Source organism: Pseudomonadota bacterium, from assembly GCA_026388315.1.
In the GTDB taxonomy this organism is placed as follows: Bacteria; Desulfobacterota; Syntrophorhabdia; order Syntrophorhabdales; family Syntrophorhabdaceae; genus MWEV01.
Genome location: JAPLKA010000131.1, coordinates 1 through 16,858, shown reverse-complemented (window position 1 = coordinate 16,858; position 16,858 = coordinate 1). Strand labels below are relative to the sequence as shown.

The window sequence follows — 16,858 nt, the reverse complement described above, 5'->3', positions numbered from 1 at the left end:
ACCTGGGGAGAAATACAGCCAATGCAGGTGACCTGATAGGGGTCACAGGGTGGCTGGGTGAGAGCGCTCACGGACTGCACATGCTTAAAAATGGTAAGACACCTGAACGTCCTTGCCGGTTCATCAAAAGATACAGGGAACCCAAGCCCCCATATAACATATGGAAGGAATTAATGAAACGTGGTATAACAAACGCGATGATGGACATTAGTGACGGTCTCATCATCGATCTTGAACGCATGATGTCTGAAAGTAAAAAAGGCGCTGTGATTTACTTGGAAAACCTGCCCATACCCAATGTCCTGAAAAGAGAAGGACGAGAAAATTTTGCCCTCTCGGGAGGCGAAGATTACCAGCTTCTTTTTGCATTCAATAAAGATAAACTCCAGGATTTTAACGAAATGAAAAAGAACGGATTCCATGTTTCTCTTATAGGTCAGGTAACCAGAGGAAAGGGTGTAATGGTTTTGAGAAACGGCAAAGAGGTAAAAATAGGTTCAAAAGGGTATGAACATTTCGGAGTCAACTTATGAAAAAAGATATATTCATTAACAATATTACCAGAGAAAACATGGAGGTTAATGATTCCTTCATGGTTATCAAAAAAGGTATTTTCTCAAGCAAAAATAATACAAAATATATGAGTGTAGAGTTGAAAGATAAGACGGGTAAGATAGAAGGTAAGATCTGGGATAATGCAGATATATTCAATAAACTTTTTGAGAAAAATGATATCGTATCAATCAAGGCAAAATCGAGGTTCTATCAGGGCAAGCCTCAACTTACCATAAACGATATCCGAAAGGCCGAACACAACCTTGCGTTAGACAATATGCGGGATTTTTTTGCAGAGAGCGAGGCAGGGATTGATCTCCTTAAAGAGGAATATTATAAGGTTATTGATCAATTAAAGGAACCCCATATTGTTTCGCTGTTTTCTGTTTTAAATAACAGGAAAGATACGTTGGAAAAATTCTTTCTTTACCCGGCATCAATAGGGGTTCATCATGTATACATGGGAGGGTTGCTCGAACATTCTTTATCATTAGTCAAAATGGGAATGCATGCTTCAAAAATAATCGGAGGCGACATGGACATCATTATCGCCGGGTCGCTTCTGCATGATATAGGAAAAGTTGAAGAAATTGAAATGAGGGGCGGTTTTAAGTATTCAGACAGGGGAAGACTTTTAGGACATATCACGCTCGGTGTTATAATGCTTGAAGAATATATAAAAGATATTCCCGGGTTTCCGGCTCATATTGCAGATGTGCTTGCCCACATTATCATCAGTCATCATGGAGTAGAGGAGTGGGGATCACCAAAAAAGCCTATGTCTTTAGAAGCACTTATGGTACACTATCTGGACAATCTTGATGCAAAGGTAATGGGTGTAAAGGAACACATGAGAGACAATATGGAAGATGAGAAATGGACAGAATACCATAAGCTCTATGAATCACGTTTTTACAAACTTCCCGAAAGGTAATATATGGAAATAAGAAGAGTTTTTGTCGACAAACTGAAGATCAAAAATGGTATGGCGCTCCTTGCCGGCCCAATGCACAAATACATAATAACCGTCCTGCGGAAGACCATTGGAGATAGGATAGACCTCATCGACGGAAAAGGGTATCTTTACAGATGCATAATTAACAACATCAAGAGCAAAGAACTCTTTTTGCAGGTTCTGGATGTAGTTCATCGTCCTGAAGAGAAGAGGCCAAAAGTAACCCTCTGCGTAAGTCCCATAAAAGGACCCCGTATGGACTGGCTCATTGAAAAATCTACAGAATTAGGTGTTGAACGCATACTTCCTACAATCTTCAAGAGGACACTCATCAAGTTTAACGATAAAGAGAAAGGCAAAAACGAAAGATGGAAGCGTATTGCCATTGAAGCATCCAGGCAATCGGGAAGATTCTCCATACCTGAAATTATTGAGCCTACCCCTTTAAGGGGCATATTGCCCTGCATTGAAAATATTCCTAATCGCTGGGCCTTTTATGAAAGAGAAAAGAAGACGTCTCTGAAAGATGTGATATCCCGCCAGAATGAAGGTGAGATATGTCTAATCATTGGGCCGGAAGGTGGCATTGAAGAATTAGAAATTGAATGGCTTAAAGAAAATGGTTTCACCCCATGCACATTAGGGGAAAATATTTTCAGATCCGAAACAACCCCACTTGTCATCTTATCAATAATCCTCTACGAATATAGCAAGAAATGAAAAGAGCTTCAATTTTTGCAAGGTTCCTTGCGCTATGTGTTGATTGGTTTATACTGTCAATTTTCGGTATACTTGTTTTCGTTTCAGTATTGGCAGGTTACATCTTCGGGTCAGGTGGTTCACTTTTGGATGGGATTGATACAAGGTTGGGGTTATTGTTCAAAACCTTTATATTTTGTTCTATTTTTATTATTACATTCTATTTTACATACCTGACCATGAAAGGCAGATCTACTGTAGGTAAATCAATATTCAACATTAAGGTGCTGAAAGGGGATGGTGCTGAACTTGGTTTTCTGCGGTCTCTGTCCAGATTCACAGTGTATGTTTTTTCTGCCTCTGCATTCTTTATCGGTTTTATAATGGCACTTTTCCTGAGAGGGAGGGCGTTGCATGATATTCTTGCTGACACTCAGGTCGTTGAGGAGGAACAATGAATAACAAAGGAAAGGTTGGCTGTGGTTGCCTCATTTTCGTCCTCGTTGTCTGCATGGTTGGAGCAGGCGTTTTTATACATCCCTTTACGCTCAAATTCATTGCGAACCAGTTCAGTTATGAGGATAAGATTTTTCAATCTGATGTAATCTTTGTCCCAAGGTTTTCGGAAGACAAAAATGGCGAATTGTATATAGCAACTTTCAGAGAATTCTGGGCAGGCAACGGCAAGGCAATATGGGTGGAAGATGATAAACTCCTGGGGATGAACATTTCCGAAATGGTTCTAAAAATGGCTAAAGAGAGAGACATTAAAGACGGGGTGATTAAAAAGATTGAAGTTGATGGCGAGGGAAAGATTAAAGCCAAAAAAACCAAGGAATACATCGAAAAGACAGGGGTAAAGAAGGTTATTGTGGTAGTGCCCGAATATGCCTCACGAAGATTTCACCTGGTTTTTGGTTCCCCGAAAGACGATGAGAAAGTGTTGTTCCTTATAAAACCTGTTAGTGTCTCTTATTTTAAAAAAGATAAATGGTGGAAGGAATCAGTATCCAGAGATATCCTCTTAAAAGAGCTTTCTTTGATAGGCTCATATTACTTCGATAAATTCAAATACGGCGTTAAAGAAAGGTAAATTTTATTAACGGGTTTTTATGGATGAACTAATCGCCTTAGTGGCATTATCAAGGCTGCAAGGTTTAAACACCTTAAAAAAGAAGGAAATCATCGACAACCATGACAGGATTGCCTCCTTATTTGAAGGGAAGGCAAAACCGGTCGACCGTGATACACAAAACAGGATTTCATCTTTCAAGGCATGGAAAGAAATCGAAAAGGAAATTAAAATCTTAGAGAAAATGAAGGTGGATATTGTTACCATCAGGGACAGGGAATATCCGTATCTCCTCAAAAATATCCCTGATCCGCCGGTAGTATTTTATAAAAAAGGCTCTTTAAGCTTTACATCAAATACAATCGCAATAGTAGGCTCAAGAAAGGCAACGTTTACATGCATAAATCTTGCCGAGAAAATAGCAGGCACCTTATCTGCATATGGAATTACGGTTGTAAGTGGATTTGCCAGGGGGATAGACACGTCAGCCCACAAAGGTGCATTACAAGGCAAGGGTAAAACTATAGCTGTTTTTGGATGCGGCATTGACATATGTTACCCATCTGAAAACGGGCGCCTCTATGAGAAGATCAGCGAGGAAGGGGTGCTACTGACAGAATATGGCATAGGAGAAAAACCCCTCCAATACCATTTCCCCGAAAGGAATAGAATTATTGCCGGACTATCGAAGGGTATACTCGTGATTGAGGCCACGCATAGAAGCGGCTCCCTGATTACTGCAAGATGCGGTATTGAATATGGAAGAGATGTCATGGCTGTGCCGGGAAATATTTTCAATGATGAGTATAAGGGGGCAAACGCTCTCATTAAACAAGGGGCAAAACTGGTTGATAACATTGAGGACATTGTTGTAACCTGTTTCCCTGATTTGAAATTCAAAGAAGATAAAACAGGTAAAACACATAAAAGCAAAGAGATGAATCAAGATGAAAATTGTGTTTATTCATTAATAGGATTTGACAAGATCCATGTAGATGAAGTAATAGAAAAAAGTAAAATGCAGACAAAAGATGTTATGGTAATACTTACGGGACTGGAAATGGAAGATCTCATCCGCCAGTTTCCCGGAGGATTTTATATAAGAAAATAGGGATTAGGAGTTTGTATGGCAAAATCGTTACTTGTTGTTGAATCGCCTACCAAAATGAAAACGCTTTCCAAATTCCTTGGAAAAGATTTTACCATAAAAGCAACATACGGTCATATAAAAGACCTTCCAAAAAGCAGGATTGGTGTAGATATAGAGAAAGATTTTACCCCCCATTTTCTTATCCTGAAAGGGAAAGGCAAGGCAGTTGACGAAATAAAGAAGGCAAGCAAAAACGTTGATAAGATATATATCGGCTCAGACCCTGACAGGGAAGGCGAAGCCATAGCTTTCCATGTTGCAGAGGTGATAGGCAGTAAAAAGGAAGTCGAGAGGGTATTATTCCACGAAATTACAAAGAAAGGTGTCCTCGACGCATTAAAAAACCCCACGATACTTGATGAATCTAAATATAATGCACAAAAAGCAAGGAGAATCCTTGACAGACTTGTAGGATATAAGATTAGCCCGATTCTCTGGGAAAAGGTTAGCTATGGCCTCTCTGCAGGGAGAGTCCAATCGGTAGCGCTAAGGCTCGTTTGTGACAGAGAGGAAGAGGTAGAGGCCTTTGTAAAAGAAGAGTACTGGATTATTGATGGTGAATTCAAGCTTCCCTCCGGAAAGAAATTCAAGGCAACACTGGAAAGAAAAGACAATGCAAGGCTTAAGATTTCCACTCAGGATGATGCCGAAAAAATAAAAAAGGAGATTCAGGGACTTGGCTCTTACATCTCGAAGATAGAAATTAAAGATAAAAATGTATATCCGCAACCCGGCTTCATAACGAGTAGACTTCAACAGGAGGCCTCCCGGAGATTCAGATTTTCACCGAAAAAGACAATGCTCCTCGCTCAAAAATTATATGAAGGGATTGACATTGGCGGGGAAGAAGGAGCCACCGGTCTCATTACTTACATGAGAACTGATTCCGTAAGGGTATCGAACGAAGCGATTCAGGACGCAAGGCAATACGTAAACGAAACGTACGGTAAAGCTTATCTTCCCAAAACACCAAATTACTTTAAAAATAAAAAAACTGCACAAGATGCGCATGAGGCAATAAGACCCACGTATGTGCACCTTACACCTGAAAAGGTTAAAAAACACCTCGATAAAGACCTTTTTTCACTTTACGAGCTTATATGGAAAAGGTTCATAGCATCTCAAATGGCTCTGCAAAAATTAAAAACCAAGACCATTAATGTAACCGTTGGAGATTATATATTCGTTGCAAGGGGTTCAGTGATCGTGTTTGATGGTTTCGCCAGGATATACGAAGAGGAAGATGAAGACAAAGAAGCTGCTACGATCCTCCCGGAAATGAAAGAGGGAGAAAAGGTTTCACTTTTAGAAACAATGTTAAACCAACGATTTACAAACCCTCCGCCAAGATTTACCGAAGCTTCATTAATAAAAACGCTCGAAGCAAAAGGAATCGGAAGGCCATCCACATATGCAAACATAGTCGGTACCATACAGGAAAGAAGCTATGTAAAAAAGGATAAAGGCAAGCTGATCCCCAACCCCCTTGGTATGACAGTAAACAGATTATTGAAAGAATTTTTTCCGCTCATTGTAGATGTAAGCTTTTCGGCTAAAATGGAAGAAAGGCTTGATTTGATTGAACGCGGCAAAAAAAACTGGGTAAAATCACTTGAACAGTTTAATCGCGCACTTGAATCTGAGTTGGCCCTTGCAAAGGACGGGATGAAAAGCTTAAAAAAAGAAGAAAAAGAAACAGACATAGTGTGCGAACTTTGCGGAAAAAAGATGTTGCTCAGGTGGGGGAAAAACGGCGAATATATTGTGTGCAGCGGGAAACCTCAATGCAAAGGCAAGAAAAACGTAAAAGTTGACAATTCAGGAAAAATCACGATAGTTGAGGTCGAGGTAAAAGGGGTATGCCCTCAGTGCGGTGGTAATTTAATAGAAAAACGTGGCAGATTCGGGAGGTTTTTTGCATGCAGCAATTACCCTGATTGCAAATATACCGAATCTTATTCACTCGGGTTCCCCTGTCCAATGGAAGGCTGCACCGGCAAAGTTGTCGAAAAAACATCAAAAAAGAAAAAACGGTTCATCAGTTGTTCGCGCTATCCGGATTGCTCTTTTGCATCAAACGCTGAGCCTGTGGAAGGCCCCTGCCCGGTCTGTTCCGCACCAACGCTTTTTACATTTAAAAAGAATAATTTCTGCCTCCGTAAGGACTGTGGATGGAAGTCAAAGTAATCGGTGGTGGTCTTGCAGGTGTTGAGGCCGCATACCAGATTGCACAGAAAGGCATTCCTGTTGCCCTCTACGAAATGAGGCCGGCAGTATTCACACCAGCCCATAAAACAGAATTTCTCTCTGAGCTTGTATGCAGCAATTCTCTTAAATCCAAAGACCTTTCAAATGCCCATGGACTCCTTAAGGAAGAATTAAGGATGCTTGGCTCAATCATATTGAGGGTAGCAGACGATACATCCATACCTGGCGGAAAAGCCCTTGTGGTTGACCGGAATAGGTTTTCTGAGACAATTACAAAGAAAATTGAGGCCAACCCTCTTATACATGTTGTAAGAAAGGAGATTTCAGATATTCCGTCAGGCATAACGGTTATCACCACCGGTCCCCTCACAAGCGATTCCTTATCAGAAAAAATCAAAGAAATTACCGGTTCAGAGAATCTCTCCTTTTTTGACGCCATTTCCCCTATCGTAGACAGCGAGACAATTGATATGGAGAAATGTTTCTTCGGTTCGAGATATATGGCTGATGCCGACGATTACCTGAACTGCCCGCTTACGGAAGATCAATATAATGTTTTTTATGATGCCCTCATAAAAGCAGAAAGAGTTAATCTAAAAGATTTTGAGAAAGTTACCTATTTTGAGGGGTGTTTACCCATAGAGATTATGGCCGAAAGAGGAAAGCAGACACTTCTTTTTGGCCCCATGAAACCGGTAGGGATCATTGACGGCCATACAGGACAACGGCCCTTCGCCGTGATACAACTGCGAAGAGAAGATGAAGCTGGAAAGATGTATAATATTGTCGGTTTCCAGACAAAGCTCACCTATACCGAACAGGACAAAATTTTCAGGCTCATCCCTGCCCTTAAAGACGCCTCATTTCTCCGTTATGGCAGCATCCACAGAAATACCTATATCAATTCGCCAGCCGTCATTAATGGCAGTCTCCAGCTAAAAGAAAATGCCGACATCCTTTTTGCGGGTCAGATTACAGGGGTTGAAGGATATACTGAATCCACGGCGATGGGTTTAGTAGCCGGGCTTTCTGCATCCATGCGTTATTTGGGGAAGGAATTCCTGCGGCCTCCCCTGGCTACCTGCATCGGTTCTCTTTTGGAATACATAACCACCCCGGTTAAGAATTTTCAACCCATGAATGTCAACTTCGGGCTCCTGAGAGATTACCGCAAAAGAGAAAAACAGAAAACCATCGATAACGCTTTGCTGGCAATTGCCGGATGGAAGGAGTCAATCGACGCGGCGTTCAATGACCGATAGGAAGGAAACTGGCAGCACCACCGGTACTTTATTAATGCACTGCCTCGCCAAGCTTGAATATGGGCAGATACATGGCAACAACTAATCCACCCAGAATAACACCCAGAAACATCATTATCATTGGTTCCATCATGGCGGTAAGATTTGTGACCAGGGTATCAACATCTTCTTCGTAAAAATCTGCTATCTTATTTAACATATTATCCAGTGCGCCCGTTGATTCACCCACCTCTATCATCTGAACCACCATCGGAGGAAAGACACCGCTTTCCGCGAGTGGTTCCGACATGCTTCTTCCTTCACTGATACGGGAACGGGCAACAAGCAATGCCTCCTCGACCACCTTGTTGCCTGCCACTTTGGCCACAATGAGGAGGCTCTCAAGGATGGCAACACCGCTCGACAACAACGTAGCCAGCGTTCTTGTCACCTTTGCCACCGATGCCTTGATGGTAAGAACTCCAAAAACAGGGACCTTCAAGATAAGGGCGTCAATCTTCCTTCTTCCCTTATCGCTTCTGTAGTATCGCTTGAATAAATATACAAAAGCAATGAGGGCCATTATCATGTAATGTATTGAAGATTTGACAAACCTGCTTATATTCACAACAATTTGGGTCGGTGGAGGAAGAGATGCACCCATATCTTTGAACATAGTTTCAAAAACAGGTATAACAAATACAAGAAGGACCATTACAACACCGATTGCAACAACAATAATGCTTATCGGATAAATCATTGCAGATTTTACTTTTGCCTTCAATTTCGCAGTTTTTTCCATGTAAACCGCAAGTCTCCCCAAAACCGTATCGAGCAACCCTCCCTCTTCGCCTGCTACCACAAGGTTCACGTAGAGGGAATCAAAACATTGCGGATATTCTTTCAGCGAATCGGCAAACCGTGATCCCGTCTCTATCCTTTCCTTGATATCCTTTACAATCCCTTTGAAATTTTTGTCCTCCATCTGGTTTGAAAGTATATCAAGAGATTGTACAAGAGGAAGACCTGAGGTGATCATGGTTGCAAGTTGTCTCGTGAAAATAACTATACTCTTGGATTCGATCTTCTTCTTAGGGTTAAATTTATCCTTGGCAGTATCCTTTTTTGCCGTTGATTTTACAAGTATAATGCCGTCTTTTCTTAGTGTCGCCCTGAGTACAGCTTCAGAATCGGCCCGTAAAACCCCGGATTTCATTTCGCCGCGTAAAGTTCTGCCCTGCCATTCAAATGTTGCCATAATTCTATATTACCCCAATACAGAAATAATAAAAAGAAAAAATCATTCAATAAAGCGGCTCAAGGATTTTAAATTCACTCGGCCCCTTGGCCCCTCGAACCCTTGACCCCTGCCGTTCTATCTATTCTTCCCTCAGCACAGTGTAAAAAGTTGTATTTTCTCTTTTGACGAGTATCACAATACCCTCTTTTATGCTCCCCTTTTTCATGGCTGCCTTAAAATCTGCAACATTTCGTATTGGTTTTCTCCCTATCTCTCTAATGACATCCCCTGACCTTATGTCCGCGTCCTGCGCAGGACTACCGGGTTGCACGTCCGTGACGATTACACCCTTTTTATCTTTTAAATTCATATGTTTTGCAATTTCGGGGGTTATGTCCTGAACTACGACCCCAAAATCTTTTTCTATTTCAGGTTTTTTTGAAACCTGCATGCCCTCTTCCTTCAACTCTCCAACAACAATATCCTTTTCAATGACTTTCCCATCTCTGATTATTTTAATTTTAACTTTTTTGCCAATTTCTGTTGAGCCTACCATTTTGGGGAGCGCATCCATATCCTTTATCTTCTTCCCGTTAAAGGAAACGATAACATCCCCTCTCTTTATTTCTGCTTTTTCGGCTGGGCTTTGTTCCATTACATCTGCTACAAGTGCACCTTCAGATTCCTGAAGTCCAAAGGTTTTTGCTATCTCAGGCGTTACCGCTTGAACAACAACACCAAGCCATCCCCTGTCCACCTTTCCTTTTGCCTTTAACTGGACAAGCATCTCTTTGGCTACATTGATTGGTATGGCAAAGCCAATACCCTGGCCCCCCGATACAATTGCAGTATTTATCCCTACAACTTCACCTTTTAGATTAAATAATGGCCCCCCGCTATTGCCCGGATTGATCGATGCATCGGTTTGGATAAAATCATCATAAGGACCAGCGCCTATAACCCTTCCTTTAGCGCTGATAATACCAGCAGTCACCGTAGTTTCCAGACCAAAGGGATTGCCAATGGCTACTACCCAATCCCCCACCTCCAGTTTATCAGAATCGCCAAACATTGCCACAGGTAAGTTCTGCTTTGTATTAATCTTTATGAGGGCAATATCTGTCTTCGCATCCCTTCCCTTCACCTGAGCATCATACTCTTTCCCGTCAGAAAGTTTCACTTTTATACTCTGTGCTTTTTCAACAACGTGATTATTGGTAAGGATGTAACCCTCCCTGTCAATAATGAAGCCTGAGCCAAGGCTTCTGTGCTTAAATTCTCTCCTTGGCGCGTCACCAAAATACTTCTCGAAAAAGTCGTTCCCGAAAAAATCCCGAAAAGGATTGCCAGGATTAGAAGGACCGAAAAACCGTTCATGTACATCGGGCCCTTTTACCACAGTGGTTGTGCTGATATTGACAACTGACGGTTTAACACTCTTGACGAGGTCGCTCAGACTGGGCAAACCCTTATCGAATGAAACTTTTTTAACGTTTGTGCTCGCCGCATCAAACCAGGATTCCCGGGTAACAACTTTGCCCCTCACATACATGAAACCTGATGCTACAATGACTAATAAGAAAATTGCTCCCAACCATCTTTTATTCATGTTCGTTTTTCCTCCAACTTACACGGGTAATTTAATCGTAAACAAACTTCCTTCCAGGGGTTTGCTTTTTACTTCGATGATGCCTTGATGCGCCTCTGCTATCCATTTACTTATGGATAGACCAAGTCCGCTACCGCTTTCGCGTTTTCGCGATTTGTCCCCCCTGTAAAATCTGTCGAAAATATATTTAATATCGTTCTCCAGAATACCCATACCATTATCTTTTACATCAATACAGATAAAGTCATTGCTAATATAAGACATTATTTCAATTTTTCCACCCTTTTGGGTATATTTTATCCCATTCTCCACGATATTCCACAACATTCTTCTCAATTTTAATTCATCGCCCTTCAATTTGACATCTTCAAGCTCTTTTACATCCAGCCCTATACCTTTGTTATCAGCAAAAATCTTCATATCCACACATACATCAGCTATAAGGTCCCTTAAAGCAACGTCTTCCACATTCAATTTCATCTCTTTCAAATCTGCCTTTGACAGGAGCAACAGGTCGTCGATGATTTTCGACATCCTGTCGATCTCCTCAAGGTTACTCGAGAGTATGCTTTTGTAATTCTCATTATCCCTGTCCTTTCTCAATGCAACTTCTGTCTCCCCTTTCAATATTGTTAAGGGTGTTTTGAGTTCATGGGACACGTCTATACTAAACTGATTGATCCTCTGGAATGAATCTTTTAACCTGCTGATCATTTCGTTAAATGTCTGCGCAAGCCTGCTCAATTCATCTCTCCTGCCACCCACGTCAATCCTCTCATCAAGGTTTCTTGAAGATATTTTAACAGCAGCTCGTCTTATCTGGTCAACAGGCTTTAATGCCTTTTTCGCCAGAAAATAGCCACAAATGATCGTAACACTTATCGATGTAGGAATACTGATGATCATGATAATAAGAAGCTTTTTCATGGTTTCATCAAAGTCTTCCAGAGAGGTACCAACCTGTATGATACTTGAGACCTTCTTGCTATCCGTAATAGGGATAGTAACCATTCTCAGACGTGGCCGCACCCTTTCAATGGTCTCATATACAATCTCGCCTTTGAGTGCCCTTTCCAGGGTACCAAAGCTTGACGGTAACGTCTCAGTTTCAATATCATTCATCCTGGCGCCGATTCTTCCCGTTCTATCCATTATTTGTATAAATTTCCCTTTTGGTTTTTTTCCAAGGACATTTTCGAGATATCTTTCAAAGTTACCGAAAACACTTACGCTATGCGTGTCCGTTATTGAAGACGAGATAATCTCGCCAAGCGATTTAATCTTCGCATCAATGCTTTTCTGGAGACTATTCCTGAAATAGACATACACACCGCTTGAAAATACCACCAGGATTGAGGCTAATATTAAACCGTACCATAGTGTCAGTTTCCACTTTATCGGAAGATTAACTGTTTTCATTTTCTTCTCTAAAAATGTAACCGGTACCCCTGACTGTATGGATATATTTTTTTTGAGATATTGATTCTATTTTTTTTCTGAGAAAATTTACATACACGTCTACGATATTCGTCGAATCAGTTGAATTTTGCCAAACATATTCAGCAATCTCTTTTCTCGCTAAAGGTTTTTCGTTGTTTTTTAAAAGATATTCCATAATCATAAATTCTTTGTCAGTGAGCTCAACTTCTTTTGATGCTACACTCAGTTTCCGGGTATAAGGGTTAAGTATAATGTCTTTGTATTCAAGTATATGGGTATCAACCTTTCTGCTTCTTCTCAGGAGCGCTCTTATCCTTGCCAAGAGTTCTTCAAAGGAAAAGGGTTTTGTTAAATAATCGTCACTCCCCGTATCAAGTCCTTTTACGACATCTTCTTTTGAGCTTTTAGCAGTGATAATGAGTACGGGTGTGTTAATACCCCAGGCACGTATATTTCTTAACACTTCAAGCCCATCAACTTCCGGTATCATGAGGTCAAGAAGAATAATGTCGTAATGGGTCTCTCTTATGAGGTCAATACCGCTTTTACCGTTATAAGCCACTTCTACGATATAGCCCTCTTCCTGCAATCCCTTGCTTATAAAGCTGGCAACCTTAACTTCATCTTCTATGACAAGTACCCTCATAACCTGTATTTAATTATATAGCAAAACATCATTTTTTCCAAATAATTAAAAGGAAGTTTCAAGTTTTAAGTTCCAAGTTTTAAGTTAAAAACAGACAAAATCACTGATGCTGATTTGAGATGGTTAGCGTTATTGTGTGAGGGTTCAACTATTCACTATTCACTGTTCACTATTCGCTGCCTTTTTGGTTAGGTTTGGTACCGGCGGCGCGGGTCAAAAATGTCCCTCAGCCCCTCTCCAAGAAGATTATAGCCCATTACTGTAAAAAAGATCGCAAGCCCCGGATATAGACTCAGCCACCATGCAACTTCGATATTGTCCTTGGCTTGCGTGAGAATGTTGCCCCAGCTCGGTGTTGGAGGCTGAACCCCGATACCAAGGAAACTAAGTGCGGATTCAGTAAGTATAGCCCCGCCTATTCCAAGTGTTGCAACAACATATATAGGTGAAAGGGCATTCGGCAGAACATGTCTGAAGATTATCCTGTATTCTGAAAACCCCATAGCCTTGGCCGCAAGGACATACTCTTTGCTTTTAATGCTCAATATCTCTGCCCTGATAAGCCTTGCAATACCCATCCAGCTCGTAAGACCAATGACAATCATTATGTTCCAGATGCTTGGCTCCAGGAGAGCAATGACAGCCAGTATTAAGAAGAAAGTGGGGAAACACATCATAAGATCAACAAACCTCATAATAACTTCGTCGATGACGCCCCCATAGTACCCGGAAATTGCACCTATTATAATCCCTATCATCACTGCAATTCCTACAGAGACAAAACCAACAAGCAGCGAAATCCTGCTTCCATAGACAACCCTTGAAAAGACATCCCTCCCAAGAGTATCTGTTCCAAAAGGATGCGAAAATGAAGGCGATACCAGCACACTCTTCAAGTCCGGCTCTACCGGGTTATGGAACGAGATAAAAGGCGCAAACAAGGCACATATGAACATGGGGATTAAAATGATTAATCCCGCCATTGCCAGGTGGTGTTTACGTATTCTTCTTAATAGTTCCATACTGTCCAGCTTCGCATTCAACACTGTTTACTTTAATCGTAATGTTACCCTGCTTATTCCATCGGGTAATAATGTCAATTCAAATCCCAATTTTCTGCAAACCTGGAGCATACGGTCATTTTCTGTGAGTACAATACCGTAAATTTCTTCCAGTTCCTTCTCCTGTGCTATGCCTATCATCATATCGATGAGCGTATACCCCAGACCTTTCCCTTGAAAATCATCATGGACAAGAACTGCAAATTGGCCGCTCTTAAGATCGGGTTCAATGATGAGTCTCCCGATACCGACAATTCTTCTCTTCTCCCCTTCCCTTACTTCTGCTACAATGGCCATCTCCTTGTCGTAATCAATATTGCAGAACCTTATAAGCATCTCATGGGTTATATCACTGATAACGCTGAAAAACCTTTCTTTAAGTGTCCGTTCGGAGAGGGTCGTGAGCAGCTCATGTTCCAGCGGTTCATCTTCGGGTCTTATGGGTCTTAAAAGAATCTCTGTCCCATCGGGCAATCTGCACGGCATCACATACCTTGAGGGATATGGCGTAAAAACGAGGTGCGGGTAATGAGACGAGTAATCCACAGCCTCACTGTCAACAATAACTCTTGTATCAAGGGCATATGCTTTGCCGTTCGATATAGCAACAGGGTTAATATCCATTTCTGCAATCTCAGGAAAATCAACGATTAAATTCGAAAAACTGACGATTATCTCTTCGAGTTGCCTCAGGTCTGCAGGTAGCCTGCCCTTGTATCCCTGAAGCATTTTATACACTTCCGTCTCCTCCATGAGCCGCCGCGCAAGTGTCTGGTTAAGAGGCGGTAAACCTATGGAAATATCTTTGAATATCTCGGTCCCGATGCCACCCATCCCGAAAATGATAACAGAGCCATAATCTCTGTCTTTTTTTGACCCCAGGATAATTTCATAGTCAATCTTCTCAAGCATTTTTTGAACGATTATACCCTTTATTGATAAATGGGGGGCATTCGCCTTAACTTCTGCATTTAATCTGTTATATGCCTCCTTCAATTCCTTTTCAGACCGTATCCCTGTTATAATACCCTCTATATCCGTTTTATGGGGGATATCCGGAGAATCAACCTTCAAAACCACTGGATAGCCGATTCCTTTTGCTATCCTCTGTGCCTCTTCGATACTTTTTGTCACCACTGTTTTAAATGCAGGTATCCCATAGATTGTCAGGAAGCTTGCCGACTCTTCAGCATTCAATACCGTTGTTTTCTCTCTCAGGGCCTTCCTTATGAGGGCCTTTAAGTGATGTTTCGGCGATATATGTCCTACCGACAGTTCGGATGGCGTTTCATAGAGCAGATCGAGATTTCTTTTATACTTGTACATATAGAGATAGGTTTTTACTGCCTCTTCAGGGGTCTCATATGTTGGTATATCATGGCGGAGGAGAAATTCCACGGCCTCTTTCACGCTTGTTCCGCCCATTCTTGTACAGATAATGGGTTTTTGCGTCTTTTTCGCTAATTCAACAACTACCTGGGCAAGCTCAACCCGTTTTGCAATGGCACGCGGTGCATGGATAACGAGGATACCATCTACATTGTGGTCTCTAATGCATATGTCTATAGCGTTTGCATACCGTTCAATATCAGCATCTCCAAGAATATCAACCGGGTTGCTCTTACTCCAGTATGGAGGCAAAACAGAATCAAATTCCCGGAGGCTTTCCCCGGAAAGTTTTGCAAGCTCACCGCCCAGAGACAAAAGCGTATCCATGGCTATGATACCCACACTGCCTGCATTGGTAATGATTGCCAGTCTTGGACCTTTCGGTAAATAATTGTAATCGAGTACCTCTGCCACATTAAAGAGATCAACCACCTCTTTTACCCTTACAAGACCGACCCTCTTGAATGCAGCATCGTACACCTTATCGCTTCCTGCCATTGCTCCGGTATGTGACATGACAGCCTTTGCGCTTTCCGCAAATATCCCCGGTTTCAGGATAACGATCGGTTTGTTGCGGGCAAAACCTCTGGCGGCGCTTAAAAACTTCTTTGCATTCCCCACGTTTTCCATATAGATCATGATACTTCTCGTATCGTAATCATCTCCAAGAAAATCTATAAGATCACCGAAATCCACATCGACCATGGAACCGAGGGACACGAACATACTGAAACCTATGTGTGCATTGGTTCCCCAGTCAAGTATAGCGTCTCCCAATTGACCACTCTGAGAAATAAGTGCAATATTCCCAGGTTCGGGATTGGTATTCAAAAAGGATGTATTCAAGCCAACATGGGGCCGGATAATACCCATGCAATTCGGGCCTAAAACCCTGATGCCATATTTTTTCCTGATCTCTGTTATCTGGTCTTCTAACCTCTTTCCTTCCTCGCCAACTTCCCTGAAACCTGATGACACTATTATTACCCCTTCAACGCTCGCCTTTCCGCACTCATCAACACATTGAGGTACTGTATCAGCCCTTGTAGCAATAATTGCAAGATCTGCGAGTTCAGGAATATCCGCAATGCCACGATAACACTTCAGGCCAAGCACCGCCTCTCTGTTCGGGTTCACGGGGTATATTTTTCTTTTGTCTGACAGGAGAAGGTTTTCAAGAATAGTCCTTCCGATAGCCCCCTCCTTTTCACTTGCACCAATGAGGGCAACCGTTTCCGGGTTGAACATCTTACGTATATCGCCCATTTTTCACCCTTTTTTCATCAAATAATGTCAGTCTAACGCTTCTACAATCTACCACCACACCAGGATAAAATCTATCCAAAAGTAGACACTCTCCTGCAATCTCTGTTAAGGAAACAGTGCCGAGTTACGAGTGGCAAGAAAAAAAAGGGGTAATATCTCGCTTAAGCGAGCGAGAGGGGGAGACCGGGGTAGAACCTGTGAAATAATCCCCTCATCCGTAACTATTCCGTGGATTAAGTGTGCCGTATATGGTATAATTAACCAGTAAATACAATATGTTGGGGGTATCGGTGGATAATGTGGAGGGACTTTTTCCGGAATATGATT

14 protein-coding genes are annotated in these 16,858 nt (G+C 41.8%); 8 read left to right on the top strand and 6 right to left on the bottom strand.

Annotated elements, in window-relative coordinates; translation table 11 throughout:
- The 8 genes from NTX75_18915 to trmFO form a co-directional block, all read left to right on the top strand.
- A partial coding sequence (locus NTX75_18915; protein MCX5818289.1) for an AIR synthase-related protein occupies positions 1-533 on the top strand: 533 nt, incomplete at its 5' end.
- Positions 530-1,489: an HD domain-containing protein gene (locus NTX75_18910; GenBank protein MCX5818288.1), complete on the top strand. Its 960-nt coding sequence runs from the start codon at positions 530-532 to the stop codon at positions 1,487-1,489. The genes NTX75_18915 and NTX75_18910, both read left to right, overlap by 4 nt.
- A 3-nt stretch (positions 1,490-1,492) precedes the next feature.
- Positions 1,493-2,230, top strand: a complete 738-nt coding sequence (locus tag NTX75_18905) for an RsmE family RNA methyltransferase (protein MCX5818287.1) — start codon at positions 1,493-1,495, stop codon at positions 2,228-2,230.
- A complete protein-coding gene (locus NTX75_18900) occupies positions 2,227-2,667 on the top strand; it encodes an RDD family protein (protein MCX5818286.1) in 441 nt (146 codons plus the stop codon). The genes NTX75_18905 and NTX75_18900 overlap by 4 nt, the downstream gene beginning before the upstream one ends.
- Positions 2,664-3,302 carry a hypothetical protein gene (locus tag NTX75_18895; GenBank protein ID MCX5818285.1) on the top strand — a complete coding sequence of 213 codons (639 nt, stop codon included), beginning with the start codon at positions 2,664-2,666 and terminating at the stop codon, positions 3,300-3,302. The genes NTX75_18900 and NTX75_18895 overlap by 4 nt, the downstream gene beginning before the upstream one ends.
- Before the next feature lie 19 nt (positions 3,303-3,321).
- Positions 3,322-4,392, top strand: coding sequence for a DNA-processing protein DprA (gene dprA / locus NTX75_18890; GenBank protein MCX5818284.1), 1,071 nt, complete (start codon positions 3,322-3,324; stop codon positions 4,390-4,392).
- 15 nt (positions 4,393-4,407) lie between these two features.
- Complete coding sequence (gene topA, locus NTX75_18885) at positions 4,408-6,618, top strand: type I DNA topoisomerase (GenBank protein ID MCX5818283.1); 2,211 nt, start codon at positions 4,408-4,410, stop codon at positions 6,616-6,618.
- Positions 6,603-7,901, top strand: a complete 1,299-nt coding sequence (gene trmFO, locus NTX75_18880; GenBank protein MCX5818282.1) for a methylenetetrahydrofolate--tRNA-(uracil(54)-C(5))-methyltransferase (FADH(2)-oxidizing) TrmFO — start codon at positions 6,603-6,605, stop codon at positions 7,899-7,901. Before topA ends, trmFO begins: the two co-directional genes overlap by 16 nt.
- 31 nt (positions 7,902-7,932) lie before the next feature.
- Here trmFO and NTX75_18875 read toward each other — a convergent pair whose 3' ends face one another.
- The 6 genes from NTX75_18875 to NTX75_18850 form a co-directional block, all read right to left on the bottom strand.
- The gene (locus tag NTX75_18875) at positions 7,933-9,138 is read right to left on the bottom strand and encodes a type II secretion system F family protein (GenBank protein ID MCX5818281.1); all 1,206 of its coding nucleotides are present in this window, start codon (positions 9,136-9,138) and stop codon (positions 7,933-7,935) included.
- A 121-nt stretch (positions 9,139-9,259) separates the two neighbouring features.
- Positions 9,260-10,729 (bottom strand): DegQ family serine endoprotease, encoded by a 1,470-nt coding sequence (locus NTX75_18870; GenBank protein ID MCX5818280.1) that lies wholly within the window; start codon positions 10,727-10,729, stop codon positions 9,260-9,262.
- 18 nt (positions 10,730-10,747) lie between these two features.
- Entirely contained in the window at positions 10,748-12,148 is a 1,401-nt protein-coding gene (locus NTX75_18865; GenBank protein ID MCX5818279.1) for an ATP-binding protein, read from the bottom strand.
- Positions 12,135-12,815: a response regulator transcription factor gene (locus NTX75_18860; GenBank protein MCX5818278.1), complete on the bottom strand. Its 681-nt coding sequence runs from the start codon at positions 12,813-12,815 to the stop codon at positions 12,135-12,137. The genes NTX75_18865 and NTX75_18860 overlap by 14 nt, the downstream gene beginning before the upstream one ends.
- A 188-nt stretch (positions 12,816-13,003) precedes the next feature.
- Positions 13,004-13,837, bottom strand: a complete 834-nt coding sequence (locus NTX75_18855; protein ID MCX5818277.1) for an ABC transporter permease — start codon at positions 13,835-13,837, stop codon at positions 13,004-13,006.
- Positions 13,838-13,864: 27 nt separating this feature from the next.
- The gene (locus NTX75_18850; GenBank protein ID MCX5818276.1) at positions 13,865-16,531 is read right to left on the bottom strand and encodes a bifunctional acetate--CoA ligase family protein/GNAT family N-acetyltransferase; all 2,667 of its coding nucleotides are present in this window, start codon (positions 16,529-16,531) and stop codon (positions 13,865-13,867) included.
- Positions 16,532-16,858 lie beyond the last annotated feature (327 nt).